14 protein-coding genes are annotated in these 16,614 nt (G+C 57.7%); 10 read left to right on the top strand and 4 right to left on the bottom strand.

Going from position 1 to position 16,614, the window contains the following annotated elements; translation table 11 throughout:
- The first annotated feature begins 262 nt into the window (after positions 1–262).
- The 8 genes from AKL27_RS24110 to AKL27_RS24075 all read left to right on the top strand — a co-directional run bounded on the left by AKL27_RS24110 (position 263) and on the right by AKL27_RS24075 (position 8,812).
- A complete protein-coding gene (locus AKL27_RS24110) occupies positions 263–1,084 on the top strand; it encodes a MetQ/NlpA family ABC transporter substrate-binding protein (protein ID WP_050465424.1) in 822 nt (273 codons plus the stop codon).
- A 145-nt stretch (positions 1,085–1,229) separates the two neighbouring features.
- Entirely contained in the window at positions 1,230–2,039 is an 810-nt protein-coding gene (locus AKL27_RS24105; protein ID WP_050465423.1) for a MetQ/NlpA family ABC transporter substrate-binding protein, read from the top strand.
- 79 nt (positions 2,040–2,118) lie between these two features.
- The gene (locus tag AKL27_RS24100; protein ID WP_083439265.1) at positions 2,119–3,285 is read left to right on the top strand and encodes a methionine ABC transporter ATP-binding protein; all 1,167 of its coding nucleotides are present in this window, start codon (positions 2,119–2,121) and stop codon (positions 3,283–3,285) included.
- Positions 3,269–3,919 (top strand): methionine ABC transporter permease, encoded by a 651-nt coding sequence (locus tag AKL27_RS24095; protein WP_050465422.1) that lies wholly within the window; start codon positions 3,269–3,271, stop codon positions 3,917–3,919. The genes AKL27_RS24100 and AKL27_RS24095 overlap by 17 nt, the downstream gene beginning before the upstream one ends.
- Before the next feature lie 31 nt (positions 3,920–3,950).
- Positions 3,951–5,192, top strand: a complete 1,242-nt coding sequence (locus tag AKL27_RS24090; protein ID WP_050465451.1) for an SfnB family sulfur acquisition oxidoreductase — start codon at positions 3,951–3,953, stop codon at positions 5,190–5,192.
- 49 nt (positions 5,193–5,241) lie between these two features.
- Positions 5,242–6,519, top strand: coding sequence for an SfnB family sulfur acquisition oxidoreductase (locus tag AKL27_RS24085; protein WP_050465421.1), 1,278 nt, complete (start codon positions 5,242–5,244; stop codon positions 6,517–6,519).
- 29 nt (positions 6,520–6,548) lie between these two features.
- Positions 6,549–7,952, top strand: a complete 1,404-nt coding sequence (locus AKL27_RS24080) for an LLM class flavin-dependent oxidoreductase (protein ID WP_050465420.1) — start codon at positions 6,549–6,551, stop codon at positions 7,950–7,952.
- A gap of 23 nt (positions 7,953–7,975) precedes the next feature.
- A complete protein-coding gene (locus AKL27_RS24075; RefSeq protein WP_050465419.1) occupies positions 7,976–8,812 on the top strand; it encodes a MetQ/NlpA family ABC transporter substrate-binding protein in 837 nt (278 codons plus the stop codon).
- 89 nt (positions 8,813–8,901) lie between these two features.
- Here the strand turns inward: AKL27_RS24075 and AKL27_RS24070 are convergent, their stop codons facing one another.
- From AKL27_RS24070 to AKL27_RS24055, 4 genes are all read right to left on the bottom strand, one after another.
- Positions 8,902–10,059 carry a 2-aminoethylphosphonate--pyruvate transaminase gene (locus tag AKL27_RS24070; protein WP_050465418.1) on the bottom strand — a complete coding sequence of 386 codons (1,158 nt, stop codon included), beginning with the start codon at positions 10,057–10,059 and terminating at the stop codon, positions 8,902–8,904.
- Between the two features lie 69 nt (positions 10,060–10,128).
- The gene (locus AKL27_RS24065) at positions 10,129–11,835 is read right to left on the bottom strand and encodes a putative 2-aminoethylphosphonate ABC transporter permease subunit (RefSeq protein WP_050465450.1); all 1,707 of its coding nucleotides are present in this window, start codon (positions 11,833–11,835) and stop codon (positions 10,129–10,131) included.
- A 32-nt stretch (positions 11,836–11,867) separates the two neighbouring features.
- The gene (locus AKL27_RS24060; protein ID WP_050465448.1) at positions 11,868–12,995 is read right to left on the bottom strand and encodes a putative 2-aminoethylphosphonate ABC transporter ATP-binding protein; all 1,128 of its coding nucleotides are present in this window, start codon (positions 12,993–12,995) and stop codon (positions 11,868–11,870) included.
- Positions 12,996–13,073: 78 nt separating this feature from the next.
- Positions 13,074–14,126: a putative 2-aminoethylphosphonate ABC transporter substrate-binding protein gene (locus tag AKL27_RS24055; protein ID WP_050465417.1), complete on the bottom strand. Its 1,053-nt coding sequence runs from the start codon at positions 14,124–14,126 to the stop codon at positions 13,074–13,076.
- A gap of 306 nt (positions 14,127–14,432) precedes the next feature.
- Between AKL27_RS24055 and AKL27_RS24050 the strand changes: the two genes are divergently transcribed.
- Together AKL27_RS24050 and phnA are read left to right on the top strand one after the other, a co-directional pair.
- A complete protein-coding gene (locus AKL27_RS24050) occupies positions 14,433–15,155 on the top strand; it encodes a phosphonate utilization associated transcriptional regulator (RefSeq protein WP_050465416.1) in 723 nt (240 codons plus the stop codon).
- An 11-nt stretch (positions 15,156–15,166) separates the two neighbouring features.
- Positions 15,167–16,396: a phosphonoacetate hydrolase gene (gene phnA, locus AKL27_RS24045; protein ID WP_050465415.1), complete on the top strand. Its 1,230-nt coding sequence runs from the start codon at positions 15,167–15,169 to the stop codon at positions 16,394–16,396.
- Positions 16,397–16,614: the final 218 nt, after the last annotated feature.

The raw sequence follows: 16,614 nt of genomic DNA, 5'->3' as shown, positions 1-16,614 counted from the left end.
GCCAACATCCCTGATTGCTGCCGGCGCTCGGACACCTCACCGCCGCTCTGCATATCGGCCCGGCCATTGCGTGCGATATGTGTTTTGCGCATGAGCTTATTCCTGCCGGAAAAAGCCGCCAGCACCGGCATCAAGCAGGTTTTTTGCGTATCGAAATACAGAAAAATTCTTATGCAATTCCTGCCGCAACGGATTTAATGACGTGTGTAAACGTTGCTATTGCAGCGTTATTTCATCGAATCTGCTGAAAGAAAATTCCATCATGCTGCATCAGAAAATCCTGTTCCCGGGCTTGGGCTTGCTGACCCTGCTGGCTTCACTGCTCGCCGGCACTGCCTCTGCCGCGCCGTTGAAAATCGGTGCCAACCCCGGCCCTACCGGCGACACCGTTGCCATTGCAGCAGCCGAAGCCAAGCGCCAGGGATTGGATGTGGAAGTGGTGGAAATCACCGACTGGACCACACCGAATGTGGCGCTGCAGGCCGGCGACCTGGATTTGAATTTTTTCCAGCACAAGGCATTTCTGGATAACGCGACGGCAACGGCCAAATACAAATTTGCCATCGCCGGCCAAGGATTCTTGCCGAGCATCGGTTTGTTTTCAAGCAAGATCAAATCGCTCAAGGAATTGAAAAACGGCGCTACCGTCGCCGTCGCCAATGATCCCGTCAATCAGGCGCGCGGCTTGCTGCTGGCCCAGAGCGCAGGATTGATCACACTGAAGGCCGGCAGCGGCAGCAAAGCCACGGTGCATGATATCGTCAGCAATCCGAAGCAACTCAAGTTCATTGAAATCGAAGGGCCGCAACTGGTGCGCGCACTTGACGATGTCGATATCGCGCAAGGTTATCCGGCCCGCTTCGTGACCGCCGGCAAACCTGAAATCGCCGGCAAGGGTCTGGTATATACCACGCTCAACGACACCGACTACACCATTCTTTTTGTTGCCCGCCAAGACAATGTCAATGATCCGCGCGTACAGAAATTCGTGAAGATTTACCAGAATTCCAAAGCCGTCAGCGACAAGATCGCCGCGCTTTATCTGAACGACACCAGACTCTACAGCCTGCCATGGAAAAAATGATCCGCGCTATTGCTGCGTTTTCTGCATCGCCATGCACCGTACGATGTCGGGTCTCGCATACACCACATCGCGCTGCCGCCTGACCGGCATACAACATCTCATTGCATCACGCTTTCGCATCGTCTTTCACACTCAGGGAGTCACCATGAAAAAAAATATCCATCAATTCATTGCCACCGCAGCCCTGGCACTGACCCTATTACCATCGGCTTACGCCGGCACCCTGAAAATTGGTGTCGTGCCGGGTGCCTACGCCGACTCGATTCTGGCCGCGACCCAGGAAGCCAAGGCGCAAGGCATCAATGTCGAAGTTGTCGAATTCACGGATTGGACCACACCGAACGTGGCATTGAATTCCGGCGATATCGATATCAACTATTTCCAGCATCAGCCCTTTCTCGACAACGCGATTCAGAAGCAAGGCTTCAAACTGAAGAGCGTCGATAACGGTATTCTGGCCAATGTCGGTCTGTATTCCCTCAAGTACAAAAAATTCTCGGACATTCCGGTCAATGGCAAAGTCGCCATCGCCAACGATCCGGTCAATCAGGGTCGCGGCTTGCTGTTGCTGGAAAAGTCCGGCCTCATCAAGCTCAAGCCGGGCGTCGGCTTCCTCGGCACGCTCAACGACATCATCGACAATCCGAAGAAGCTGACCTTTGTTGAAGTCGAAGGACCGCAACTGGCCCGCATTACTGCCGACGTCGATCTGGCACTCGGTTATCCGCACTTCATCGTGGCCTCGAAAGCATTCGACCCATCCAGTGGTTTGCTTTACTCGGGCATTGAAGACAAGAAGTTCGCCATCCGTTTTGTCGTGAACGAGAAGAAAGCCAACGATCCTGAGGTCAAGAAGTTCATTCAGATTTATCAGAATTCACCGGCCGTCAAAGAAGCGATCAAGAAGGCTTACGCCAATGACAGTCGCCTCTACACGCTGGCATGGCAAAAATGATGGAGACCCGGAATGGCCGTCCAGGCCGTTCCGGTTCGCATCCCCTGTTACCGCATTCAATCCGGAAAGGCATTTTGCAATGACATACTCCTCGGCGCTGACATCCCGCGCTGCGCTGCGCACGTGGGAACCTGAATACGATGTTGCAGTTGATCTCGACCAGACCCGCAGCGTCGGAGCACGGCGCGCCGGCACCGTGCACTTTGAGGCCATTGCCAAAACTTACCAGTCGTCGGCTGGCGCGGTCCATGCGCTGTCCGATATCACGTTGCAAATCGAAGCCGGCAGCATCTTTGGCATCATCGGTCGCAGCGGCGCCGGCAAATCAAGCTTGCTGCGCACCATCAACCTGCTCGAAAAGCCAAGCGCGGGCAAAGTACTGGTCGATGACGTCGATATCAGCACCCTGACGGAAAATGATCTGGTCGGTCTGCGTCGTCGCATCGGCATGATCTTTCAGCATTTCAATCTGCTGTCGGCCAAAACCGTCTACGAAAATATTGCGCTGCCGCTGCGCGTTGCCGGCGTCGCCAAGAAAGATGTCGCCAAGCGGGTCAATGAATTGCTGGCGCTGGTCGGCCTCGAAAACAAGCATGACAGTTATCCGTCGCGTCTGTCCGGCGGTCAGAAACAGCGCGTGGGCATTGCACGCGCATTGGCCACCGATCCGGAAATCCTGTTGTGCGATGAGGCCACCTCCGCTCTCGATCCGGAAACCACCCATTCGATTCTGCAATTGCTGCGCGATATCAATCGCCGGCTCGGCATCACCATCATCCTGATCACGCATGAAATGAGCGTCATCCGGGAAATCGCTGATCAGGTACTGGTGCTGGAAAAGGGCCGGATTGCCGAAAGCGGCGAAGTATGGAAAGTGTTTGGCGCGCCACAACACGAAGCCACCCGGGCGCTGCTGGCACCATTGCAGCACGGCTTGCCGGATGACTTGCAACAACGTCTCGGCAAGGAAGTACCGGCCTCCGGCCAGCGCTATCAGCAAGTGCTGCAACTGGTATTCAACGGTCAGAATTATCTGGAACCCGATTTCAACAAAATTACCCAGGCCTTGCAGACTTCCGTGCAACTGCTGCATGGCGGCATCGACCGTATCCAGGGCCACGCCCATGGCCGCCTGCTGGTGGCCGTGCCGGGCAACGTCGTCTTGCCGGACTTTTCCACATTAACCACCGGAGCCGGCGCAGTGGCTCACCATATCGAGAGTATCGGCTATGTCCCTGTCATTTGAACGTTACTGGCATGCGTTTCTCGATACCCTGATGATGGTCGGGGTATCCAGTTCGATTGCCTTTCTGGCTGGTATTCCGCTGGCGATCCTGCTGATCGTCACCGCGCCCAATGGCTTTCTGGCGTCACCGCGCATCAATAAAGTGGTCGGCGCGGTGGTCAACAGTTTTCGCGCCACGCCATTCATCGTATTGCTGGTCGCGCTGATCCCGTTCACCCGGTTTGTCTCCGGCACCACCATCGGCGTCTGGGCCGCCATCGTGCCGCTGGCGATCAGCGCCACGCCGTTCTTTGCGCGCATCGCCGAAGTCAGCTTGCGCGAAATCGATCCCGGACTGATCGAAGCGGCGCAGGCCATGGGTTGCAAGAAGCTCGACATCATTCTGCATGTGCTGTTGCCGGAAGCATGGCCCGGCATCATCGGTGGCTTCACCATCACGCTGGTAGCGTTGATCAGCTCGTCGGCCATGGCCGGTGCGGTCGGTGCCGGTGGTTTGGGTGACCTCGCCATCCGCTATGGTTATCAGCGCTTCGATACCGAAGTGATGATGATCGTGATCGTGGTGCTGGTCGCACTGGTCAGCGTGGTGCAACTGCTCGGCGACTTTTATGTGCGTCGCTTGCAAAGTCGCTGACGTCATCGGCAACCCTATCGAAAGTATCCTCATGACTGCCACACCGCATCCAACCGCAACCGCCCGGTTGCCAACACCACCGGTCACACCGCACCGCATCGGCAGCGATGCCGAAGCGCTGCGGGTCGCGCGCGCACTGGCGGACGACTTTGCGGTCGACGCCGCCTTGCGTGATCGCGAACGCCGCCTGCCATGGGATGAGCTGGATCGCTATACCGCCAGCGGACTGGGCGGCATTACCATTCCGCGCAGCTACGGCGGCGCCGAAGTATCGAATGAAACGGTCGCCGAGGTGTTTGTGATCTTGTGCGCCGCCGATCCCTCGCTGGGACAGATTCCGCAAAATCATTTCGCATTGATTCAGAATCTGCTGGACCTCGGCACCGAATCGCAAAAGACCCGTTGGTTTGCCGATGTACTGAATGGCTACCGGCTCGGCAATGCCGGTCCGGAGCGCAAAGCCAAGGCCGCGGTAGTCAGCACGCCCACTACCCGATTGACAAAGACCGATGCCGGCTTGCGCGTCTCGGGTACCCGCTTCTACTCTACCGGTGCGCTGTACGCTCACTGGATTCCGTTTCGCTCGGTCGATGACGACAACCTGCCGGTGCAGGTCTGGGTACGGCGCGATGCGCCCGGCCTGCAAGTGATTGACGACTGGAACGGCTTCGGACAACGCACCACTGCCAGCGGCACGGTATTGCTGCACGAGGTGCCGGTCGACGACGATGCTGTCATCCATCTGAGCCGCTTCGCCGACATTCCCAATCTGTCCGGTCCGAAATCGCAACTGATTCAAGCCGCGATCGATGTCGGCATCGCCGAAGGCGCCTTGCGCGACGCCATCCGTTTCGTGCAAGAGCGGACGCGACCATGGACCGATGCCCACGTCGAACACGCCACCGAAGATCCTTACATCATTCAGGAAGTCGGCAAGCTGCAAATCGATGTCCATGCCGCGCACGAAGTGCTGGCGGAGACCGCGCGTCTGCTGGATGACTTGAGCCGACACCCGGTCACCGCAGCGATCAGCGCCCAAGCGTCCGTCGCCATTGCCGAAGCCAAGATCCTGTCGACCGAAGCGGCGCTCAGCGTTTCTGAAAAGCTGTTCGAACTGGCCGGTTCTTCTGCCACGCGCGCCGCCCACAATCTGGACCGGCACTGGCGCAATGCACGCGTACATACGCTGCACGATCCGGTGCGCTGGAAATATCACTTGATCGGCAATTACCTGCTCAACGATGTGTTTCCGCGCCGGCATCAATGGAATTGATTCAACCCCGGTTTTAACCTGATTTCCAGAAGCAAAGCGAACACCGTATATGACACAAACCAACACGCTGGAACAGCAAGCCATTTCATCGGCAACCGGTGCGCGCATCGCGGCGCCGGTTGCGCCTGCCGCACCAGCCAGCATCCCGGCGCTGATCACCAGCGACGCGCAGGCGCTGGCGCGGGCGCGTGAACTGGCGCAGGACTTTTCCCTGAACGACCGCCTGCGCGACCGTGATCGCCTGCTGCCCTGGGCCGAAGTCGAACAATACAGCGCCAGCGGCCTATGGGGCATTACCGTGCCGCGCGAATATGGCGGCGCCGGCGTTTCGTCGTGGACGCTGTCGCAAATCATCGCCCTTGTTTCCGCTGCCGATGGTTCGCTCGGCCACATTCCACAAAACCATTTCTATGCGCTGGAAGTTTTACGCGTCGGTGGTACCGAAGCGCAGAAGCGTTTCTTCTATGACCGCGTTCTCAAAGGTGATCGCTTCGGCAATGCGCTGGCCGAGATTGGCCACAAGGATTACAAACGCCGCACGACACTGACCCGTGAAAATGGCCAGCATGTCGTCACCGGGAAGAAATTCTATTGCACCGGTGCGCTGTTTTCACATTGGATACCGGTACTCGCCGTAGCGCAGGAAGGTGCGGACGAAACTTCTTATCTGATTTTCATTCCACGCACTGCCGCCGGCGTCGACATCACCGATGACTGGGATGGCTTTGGCCAGCGGGTTACCGGCAGCGGCTCGGTGCAATTCGATCATGTCGTCATCGACCCGGAATGGATTCTGCCATTCAAGGCTTCGTTTGATACACCGACTACCATTGGTCCGTTCGCCCAGATCATCCACTGCGCGATTGACGTCGGTATCGGACACGGCGCATTGCAAGCCACGCTGCCGTATCTGCGCCAGCACGCGCGGCCGTGGATCGATGCCAATGTAGAACGCGCGACTGATGATCCGCTGCTGTTGCAGCAAGTCGGGGACGTGCATGTGCGCCTGCGGGCGGCCGATGCTTTGATCAGGCGCGCGGCGCGACTGGTGGATGCCGCGCAGCGCAATCCTGATGCAAACAGCGTTGCCGAGGCCTCGGTCGCCGTGGCCGAAGCCAAAGTCCTGAGCACCAGTGCCGGCTTGCTGGCTGCCAGCAAATTGTTCGAACTGGCAGGCACCGCTGCGACCGATGCCAGCCACGGCTTTGATCGCTACTGGCGCAATGTCCGCACCCATACCTTGCACGATCCGGTGCGCTGGAAATATCACGCCATCGGCAACTATGCCCTGAATGGCAAAAAGCCGCCGCGCCACGGTGCCATCTGACGCGTTCCATTTCACGAAAAGCCATCGTCATGAGTCAAAAGAAAATCATCCACGTCAACGCTTTCAACATGAACAGCGTCGGCCACATTCATCACGGCATGTGGACCCATCCGCGCGATCAGTCGCATCAATACAATACGCTGGATTATTGGATCAACCTGGCAAAAATACTGGAACGCGGCTTGTTCGATGGCATTTTCATCGCCGACATCATCGGCTATTACGACGTCTATCAAGGCAACATCGATCTGACATTGCGCGAGTCGATCCAGACGCCGGTCAACGATCCGTGGCTGCTGGTTTCGGCGATGGCCGCCGTCACCAAACATCTCGGCTTCGGCGTGACGGCCACCATCAGCGCCGAAACACCGTACACCTTCGCGCGCAAGATATCGACCCTGGATCAGTTGACCAATGGCCGCATCGGCTGGAACATCGTCACCGGCTATGTCGACAGCGGCGCCCGTGGTCTGGGTCAGGATGGCCTGGCCGACCATGATCAGCGTTATGACCGCGCCGATGACTTTCTCGAACTCAGCTACAAATTATGGGAAGGCAGTTGGGAAGACGATGCCGTGATTGCGGACCGTGCGCGCAGAATATATACCGATCCGGCCAAGGTCCATTCGATCACGCATGACGGTCCCTATTACCGCTCGCGCGGCTATCACATGAGCGAACCCTCGCCACAACGCACGCCGTTGCTGTTTCAGGCTGGCTCGTCGGGACGCGGTCAGCGCTTCGCCGGGCAACATGCAGAAGGCATTTTCATCAATGCCAGCGACCCGGCCACGGCGCGTGCCAGCGCCAAAAAGATTCGTCAGGCAGTCGCCGATGCCGGACGCGATCCGCATGACGTCAAGATATTTGTCGGGGTCGCCGTGATCCCCGGTCATACGGAAAAGGAAGCACAGGAAAAGCACGCCGAATATCTGCACTATGCCAGCGCCGAAGGCGGATTGGCGCATTTTTCCGCCAGCACCGGCATCGACTTCTCCCGTTACGGTCTGGACGAAGCAATCGAATACGGCACCTCCAATTCGATTCAATCGGCAACGCAGGTGGCGCAACAAAACCAGATGACGCGTCGCAAGCTGCTGGAACAACACAAGCTCGGCGGCCGCTACAACACCATCGTCGGAGACGCCGCACAAGTTGCCGACAAACTGGAACAGTGGATTGATGAAGGCGATATCGACGGTTTCAACCTGACCCGCATCGTGGTGCCGGAAACTTACGAAGACTTTATCGACATCGTGGTCCCGGAGCTGCAAAACCGCGGACGTTATCGCACCTCCTATACCGAAGGCGCGTTGCGCAACAAATTCTTCGGCGCTGGAAATCGATTGCCGGCCAGCCATGGTGCGGCACGCTGGCGTCAGCGGGATGGCAGCGACACCAGCTCCGACCAACCAACACATATCGCCGCCTGATCATTTTCACAAAGGACTTCTTCATGCATTACCCCGCATTTCTGCCGCGTCTGCTGGCGCTCACCACCTTGACCGTCGCCATCTGCGCCAACGGCACCGCCGCGCTGGCCGCACCGCTGACCATCGGCGTCACGCCCGGCGCGATTGCCGACTCCATCGAGGTCGCCGCACAAGAAGCCCGCAAACAAGGGCTGGACGTCAAGGTAATTGAATTCACCGAATGGACCGGTCCCAATACGGCGCTGGCAGCGGGCGATCTGGATGTGAATTACTTCCAGCATTTGCCGTTTCTGGAAAATGCCGAGAAAGTCGGCAACTATCATTTCAAACCGATTGCCGTCGGCTTGCTGCCCAACGTCGGTCTGTTTTCATTGAAGTACAACAAGTTTGCCGATTTGCCGGAGGGTGCGAAGGTCGCGGTGGCCAGCGATCCCGCCAATCAGGGTCGTGGCCTGCTGTTGCTGGAACACGCCGGAGTGATCAAGCTCAAACCCGGGATCGGCGCGAAAGCGACAATCAACGATATCGTGACCAATCCGAAGAAGCTCAAATTGATTGAAATCGATGGTCCGCAACTAGTGCGTTCGCTTGAAGATGTCGATCTGGCGCAAGGCGTCACGTCGCACTATGTGGCGGCTGGCAAGGCCGATGTCGCCGACAAACACGGATTGATTTTCAGCGGGGTCGAAGACCGGCGCTGGGCGATCCACTTCGTTACGCGCGACAACAACGCCACGGATCCACGCATCCTGCGTTTCATCAAGATTTATCAGGAATCGCCGGCGGTGCGTGACCGTATTGATGCTTCTTATGCGCGCAACAAGAAATTCTATTCGTTGCCGTGGTTGGCGAACAAGTAAAGCAAACCGACTTAAACAATGCCGGCAGTAAGGCCGAGCAAAGCAAAACGGCGCACATCACTGGGCGCCGTTTTGCATGCAGGTCTGGTTCAGAGCGCGTGCGCTGCGGCTTTCGTCGCCGGTGCCTTGGTCGCCTTGGTGCTGATGCCCATTTCCCGCAAGGCATCCGCCATGGCATGTACTGCCTGGCGCATCTCGTCGGCACCGATGGCGCCGATACAGCCGACGCGGAACGTTTCCGCTTGCGTCAGTTTTCCCGGGTACAGCACATACCCCTTGTCGCGCACCTGATTGTAGAAGCGCTTGAATTCATAGTTATCACTGGCCGGCGCATGCACCGTAACAATGATCGGCGCCTGGATCTTCGGATCGAGAAACTGCTTCAGACCGAGTTCCGCCATGCCGGCCATCAGGGTTTCATAGTTCTTCTGGTAGCGCGCCAGCCGCGCCGTCTGTCCGCCTTCGGCAACAAATTGCAACAGCGCCTGATGGAACGCGGCGACGATATGGGTCGGCGGCGTAAAGCGCCATTGCGTGGTCTTCTCCATGTAGGTCCACTGATCGAACAGATCAAGCGACAAGGAGGTGCAATTGCCTTCCATTTTTTCCAGCACGGTGCGCCGCGCCAGTACGAAACCCATACCCGGCGGTCCTTCAATACACTTGCCGCTGGCCGCGATCAAGGCATCGAACGGCACTTCTTTGGCATTCACCGGCAAGGCGCCAAACGAACTCATGGCATCAATGATCAGACTGCGTTTGTGACGCGCCACGACTTCGGCAATGTCGTGCAAGGGATTGAGAATGCCGGTGCTGGTTTCGCAATGGATCAGGCCGACGTGCGTGATGCTGGTATCGGCAGTCAGCAGGCGGTCGACGTCGGCGGCGGTGGTCGGCACATCTTCCGGCGTTTCAAATACCGACACTTGACGACCCATCATCTGGACCAGCTTGGCCATGCGTTTGCCGTAAGCGCCGTTGATCAGTACCAGCATGTGGCCGTCGCGCGGCAACAAGGTATTGACGGCGGCTTCAATCGAGAACGTACCGCTGCCCTGCATCGGCACGCAGACGTGGGTTTCCTTGGCGTTGGCAATATCGAGCAGCATGCGGCGCACGTCGGCGGTAATCGCATTGAACGAGGCATCCCATGATCCCCAGTCGCGCAGCATGGCGGTCTTGGTGGCAAGAGAAGTGGTCAGAGGTCCGGGCGTAAGAAGGATAGGATCGCGGCTAACGAGGCTCATGGCATGTCCTTTGGTGGTTGAATTGAGACGAAATTTGGTTCGGATAAGTCATCACGACGACATCTGCAATCAGGTGGCGCTGCGCCAGCGCTGGGCTTTTTTCAGCAACACGCGGGTCACCAGGGCATACAGGCCGCACACCAGAATCGAAGTCAGCACGATCAGGGTCGCCATCGCCGTGGCGGGTCCGATCTTGCCTTCGGCTTCCAGATTCAGAATCGCGACCGAAGCCAGCGTGGTATCGGGCGAATACAGAAACACTACAGTGGAAATCGTGGTCATGGCATTGATGAACAGGTAACGGCCGATATCGAGCACCGCCGGCAGACACACCGGCACCGTCACCCGCACAAAGGTTTTGTAGAACGGTACCTTGAGCGAGGCCGACACTGCTTCGAACTCGTTATCGATGGCCTTGAGTGCGGTCACCGCCGTCAGATAGCTGGAGGTGAAGTAATGCACGATGGTCGACAGCACCAGAATCAACATGCTGCGATACAGAAAGCTCAGCGGGTTGGCCGGGTCGTTGAAGAACATGATGTAGCCCAGACCCAGCACCAGGCCCGGCACGCCCATCGGCAGCAGCGCCAGCATCCGGATCACGGGACGCACGCCATTCATGCCGCGCGTCTTTTCCACCAGATAAGCCGTACTGAAGATCAGTGTGGTACCGAACACCACTACGTACAGCGCCAGCTTGAGACTGTTCAGATACGATTCCAGCATCTCGCCTTCGACCAGACCGAAGTAATAATGGTCCAGACTGAGCGTCAGATTGTAGGGCCACAGTTTGATCAGCGAGGTATACACCGCCATGCCGAGCACGGCCAGCATCAGGCCGCAGATGATGGCGCAGTAGACGAACATCAGTGCATCGAATACCCGGTTCTTCTTCGGCACATACGGTACCGCACGCGCCGACAGTTGCGATTGCAGTTTGCGACGGATGGTGAAGTCGATCACGAATGCCATCAGCGCCGGCAGCAACAGCAGCAGACTGACTACGGCGCCCTTGTTGAAGTTTTGCTGACCGATCACTTGCTGATAGACATCGATGGCAAGCACATTGAATTCACCGCCGATGACTTTCGGTACGCCGAAATCATTGACGGTAAAGGTGAATACCACCAGCGCCGCGCTGATCAGGCCATACTTGGCGCCGGGCAAGGTAATGGTCCAGAATTTGCGGATGGTGCCGGTGCCGAGCGAGTCGGCGACTTCATACAGACGACCGTCGGCCAGGGTCAGCGCCGTGATGATGATCATCAGTGCGTGCGGAAAGACGCCATAGCATTCGCTGATGATGATGCCGATCGGTCCATAGATCGAGGCCCCGCCAAGCAAACCCTTGAGCACACCCTGAGTACCGAACCATTGAATGAAGGAAATCGCGGCCAGCAGCGACGGCGCCAGAATCGGAATCAGTGAAATGGTGCGGAATACGCGCTTGAGCGGCATCATGCTGCGGGTCAGCGCATAGGCAAACGTGAACGCTGCCGGGATCACCAGCAAGGTCACGGAGGTGGCAATGAACAGCGTGTTGCCAATCGATTGCCGTAATGCCGGCGTCGACATGTACTCGGCGAACTGACGCAAGCCGACGTAACGGCCCTGCGCGTCCAGCACACTATGCATCAGAATCATCAGCACCGGCATCAGCAAGAAGACCGCAAGGCCGATGCACATCAACAACAGCAACAAGTGACCGATGCGGTCATGCCAGTGACTCTGTTGATGGCCCCGCACATTGCGCGCCGGCGTTGCCCCGGCCGTCATGCCCAGCGGCGGGCTGAGATTGTCGGCCCGGTTCATGCGGCCTCCGCCAATGCAAGTGACGCTGCCGGTGCCTGCTCGTGCTGACAGTACACCCGGATCCGTTCCGGCAACAAGCCGTACAACACTTTGCTGCCCACGGTCAGTTTCAACTCTTTGAGCAGGTTGAGCGACATCGATGCAATCACCGGTTGCTGTTCCATGCCGGCCAGCGCCACCGTCAGATAGCTGAAGGCACCGAGGAATTCGATCTTCAGCACTTCGCCCATGGCGCGGTTGGCAGTGCGCGTTTCGGCGTCACGCACGACAAAATCTTCCGGCCGCAGATACACCTTGACCGGATCGCCGGCGGGAATATGATCGACCCGCGATTCGCTCAGGAAATCCAGTTGACCGATGCGGAAGCGACCGTCGCCGAGCGAAGTGCCTTGCAGGATATTGACCTTGCCGACGAATGCCGCCACGAATGGTGAGCCCGGTTGCAGATAAACCTGTTGCGGCGTACCAATCTGTTCGATCTTGCCGTTGTTCATGACCACGATGCGATCGGCCATGGTCAGCGCTTCTTCCTGATCGTGCGTGACCATGATAGTGGTGACGCCGAGTCGTTGCTGCAATTGCCGGATCTCGCCGCGCAGGCGTACCCGTTCCATGGCATCGAGGGCCGACAGCGGTTCATCCAGCAACAGTAAACCGGGCGACGTGGCCAGCGCCCGCGCCAGTGCGATGCGTTGTTGCTGGCCGCCAGACAGTTGTCCCGGATATTTGTCGCCACTGCTTTGCAAGCCGGCCAGCGCCAGCAACTCGGTCACCCGGGCGCGAATGTCAGTGCGTGACTTGCCGTGATTGACCAGACCGTAGGCCACGTTTTCGGCAATGCTCAGATTCGGAAACAGCGCATACGACTGAAACACGATGCCGTAGTCGCGCTTGATTGGCGGCAGCCACGAAATGTCTTTGCCGCCCTGACTGATTTGTCCGCGATCCTGGCTTTCCAGACCGGCGATGATGCGCAGCAGGGTGGTCTTGCCACAGCCGGACGGGCCGAGGAAGCAGACGAACTCGCCTTCGGCGATGGTCAGATTGATGTCGCGCAGCGCATGAAAGCTGCCGAACGATTTTGAAATGTTTTCAAGTACCAGATATTGATTTTGCTTGGGCATGGAAAATCCTCTCTTGATCAGATCATGATTGCCGGCGCCGGCGCGCACCGTCAGGCGCTGCCGGCCGCCGCTCGAGATTTACTTCTTTTCCGCCTTGGCGTTGTAACGCCCGCTCCACTCGGCCAGAATCCGCGCGCGGTTCTTGGCTGACCAGTTGAAGTCGTTATTCGGCACCAACATTTTTTCGTAATTTTCAGGAATGCCATCGACCTTCTTGGCAATGCCCGGATAGGCAACGATCGCCCACCAGGTGGCGCTGATTTGATTGGCTTCCTTGGTGGTCATCCAGTCTGCCAGCTTCTTGGCGGCTGCCAGATTCTTGGTGCCCTTCATGATGCCGCTGGCTTCGATATCCCAACCCAGACCTTCTTTCGGGAAGATCAGTTCGACCGGTGCCCCGGTGCGCTTGACCTGATGCGCTCGGAATTCAAATGAAATGCCAATCGGGAATTCACCGGTGCCGGCCATGGTACAAGGCTTGGAACCGGAGTGCGTGTATTGCGCGATGTTCTGATGCAGGGCATCCATGTACTTCCAGCCCTCGGCTTCACCAAACATCTGCAACCAGGCGGTGACATCGAGATAACCAGTGCCGCTTGAAGCCGGATGTGGCATCACGATCTGGCCTTTGTAAATCGGCTTGGCCAGATCTTTCCAGGTTTCCGGTTTCGGCAGGTTCAGTTTTTTGGCTTCGATGGTATTGAAGCAGACCGTGGCGCCCCACACATCCATGCCGACCCAGGCCGGTGGCCGTGCGGTATCGGAATAGGCCGGATTCAGATCTTTGAAGCCGGTCGGTGCGTATGGCAACAGCATGCCTTCCTGACTCAGCAAGGCCAGGCTGCTGGCGGCAACGCCGAGCACCACATCGGCCTGCGGATTATTCTTTTCCGCCAGCAACTTGGCGGTCACGACGCCGGTGGAGTCGCGCACCCAGCGGATTTCAACGTCCGGATTGGCCTTTTCAAAACCATCTTTGTAGGCTTTCATGGCGTCGCTTTCAATCGCCGTGTAGACCAGCAATGCCGTTTTCGGCTGCGCCGTTGCTGCTCCCGCCACCAGCGCCATGGCGCTCATGAGCGCGGTATTGCGCAAGAACCGGAAAAATTGGGGCTTCTTTATAATTTTCATGTCATCTCCTCAGATGTTGTCTCATTCAATCGGTATTACTGCCGTAACCCACCTGCCTGATCCATCTTAACGCCTTGCCTCCTGCCACTGTCTGCCGGGCAACATTGTTTCCCGGTGACCGATTTATATATTTTGTAAATTGTTGACAATCTACACCCGACTAAATTAAAGTGCAATCACTGATTGAATAAAGCACCGCAAAAAAATGTTTCAGCTGGTGCGGCAGCCAGGCAGTACGCGGTGTTCAGAGGATGTGACTGCCGCGACGGGACGTTCAGACCAAGTTCGATAAATAAAAAGATCACCATGACCACCAACCGCACGATGAGCACAATTGCCCTGTTGCAACAACACTCGTTGCCATCATTGGTGCAGAAAGAGCTTGAGCGCATGATCCTCGACGGCGATCTGGCCGCCGGCGACAAGCTCAATGAAGCCGTTCTGGCAGAAATGCTGGGGGTATCGCGCGGCCCGGTGCGGGAAGCATTCCGGGCGCTGGAACAAGTCGGTCTGGTGCAACAGGAAAAAAATTGCGGCGTCTTCGTGCGCCAGATCACGCTGGCGGAAGCCGACGATATTTATGAAGTACGCAGCGCGCTGGATGAGTTGATCGGGCGCAAGCTGGCCAGCACCATCACGCCGACGCAAGTCAGCGCATTGCGCGCCCTGCTCGATCAAATGGACAATCTGGCCGCCACCGGCGACGTCGACGGTTATCTGCAGACCAATCTGCAATTCCACGATTTGTTGCTCAACATGACCAACAACCACAAGCTGATCAACACCTACCGGCGGCTGGTCAATGAATTGAATCTCTACCGGCGTTCGGCGCTGGCGCAGACCGGCAGCTTGCCGACCTCGACCGCCGAACATCACAAGATTGTCGATGCCATCGCTACCGGCAACCCGCAACAAGCCGGCCAGTTCATGCGCGAGCATGCCATGGCCGGCCGTCACCGTATGCACTGCGCGCTGGATGCAGCCGCAGCAAGCACAAACATAACCTCAATCGAACCGCAGTCAAACTGAAAGGCAAACCCATGTCCAGCTCCAAAACTCTGCAGGTCAATGGCCGCAACTATCCGTGGATGAAACACCCGGTCGTCGTGGTGTGCGTTGATGGTTGCGAACAGGAATATATCAACCAGGCAATTCAAGCCGGCGTCGCTCCGTTCCTCAAGAAAATCGCGGCTCAGGGCACTACCTGGAGCGGCGATTGTGTGGTGCCGAGCTTTACCAATCCGAACAATCTGTCCATCGTCACCGGCGTACCGCCGGCAGTACACGGCATCTGCGGCAACTATTTCCTGGACCGCGAGGCCAATCAGGAAGTGATGATGAACGACGCCAAGTATTTGCGCGCCGGCACCCTGTTTGCGGCATTTTCTGATGCCGGCGCCAAGGTGGCAGTGATCACCGCCAAGGATAAGCTGCGCAGTCTGCTCGGCCACAAGATGCGCGGTATCTGCTTCTCGGCCGAGAAAGCCGATCAGGCAACGATGGAACAGAATGGCATTACCAATCTGCTGGAACTGACCGGCATGCCGTTGCCATCGGTGTACAGCGCCGAGCTGTCGGAGTTCGTGTTTGCCGCCGGCGTCAAGCTGCTGGAAACGCAGCGCCCGGACATCATGTACTTGTCCACCACCGACTACATTCAGCATAAATATGCCCCCGGCACACCCGGTGCCAATGCCTTCTACGCCATGATGGATCACTACCTGACCCAGCTTGATGCGCTCGGTGCGGTGATTGGCCTGACCGCCGATCATGGCATGAACGCCAAGACCGACAGCGCCGGCAAACCGAATGTGATCTATCTGCAAGACGTGCTCGACGCCCGCGTCGGCGCCGGCAAAACGCGCGTGATCTTGCCGATTACCGATCCGTATGTGGTGCATCACGGCGCGCTCGGTTCGTATGCCACCGTGTACCTCAACGACGGTGCCAACCTTGACAGCGTCAGCCGCCAGATAGCCGCGCTGCAAGGCATCGAAGTGGTATTGACGCGCGCCGAAGCGGCCGCACGTTTTGAATTGCCGCCGGATCGTATCGGTGACCTGGTGATTGTCAGCGAACGCCTGACCGTGATCGGTACCTCGACGGCACGTCACGACCTGTCCGAACTGACACTGCCGCTGCGTTCGCACGGCGGCATCTCGGAACAGCGGGTGCCATTGATGTTCAACCGTCGCATCGAGGCGCCGCCATCCGATCACCGCCTGCGCAACTTCGATGTTTTTTATTTCGCCATGCAGGCCGCCGTTTAAACCGGCATCGCCACTATAAGTCAGCAAGTCTTACGTATCATGCCAGCCACCAGGAGCCATAAATGTCGATGCTGCACGAATTAAGCAAAATCAGAGATGGGGTACCGCTGTATCAGGAAATGCGTATTGCCGGCAAGCTGGTCGGCAGCGAGCGCCGGATCGATGTGATCAATCCGTTTACCGGCAAGCCGGTAGGGTCGATTCCCAAGGCCAGCGTG

The sequence above is a fragment of the Herbaspirillum autotrophicum genome, from assembly GCF_001189915.1.
Lineage (GTDB): Bacteria > Pseudomonadota > Gammaproteobacteria > Burkholderiales > Burkholderiaceae_D > Herbaspirillum > Herbaspirillum autotrophicum.
Note: the sequence above shows the minus strand (reverse complement) of the source record. Positions and strands in the feature narration are given on the sequence as shown.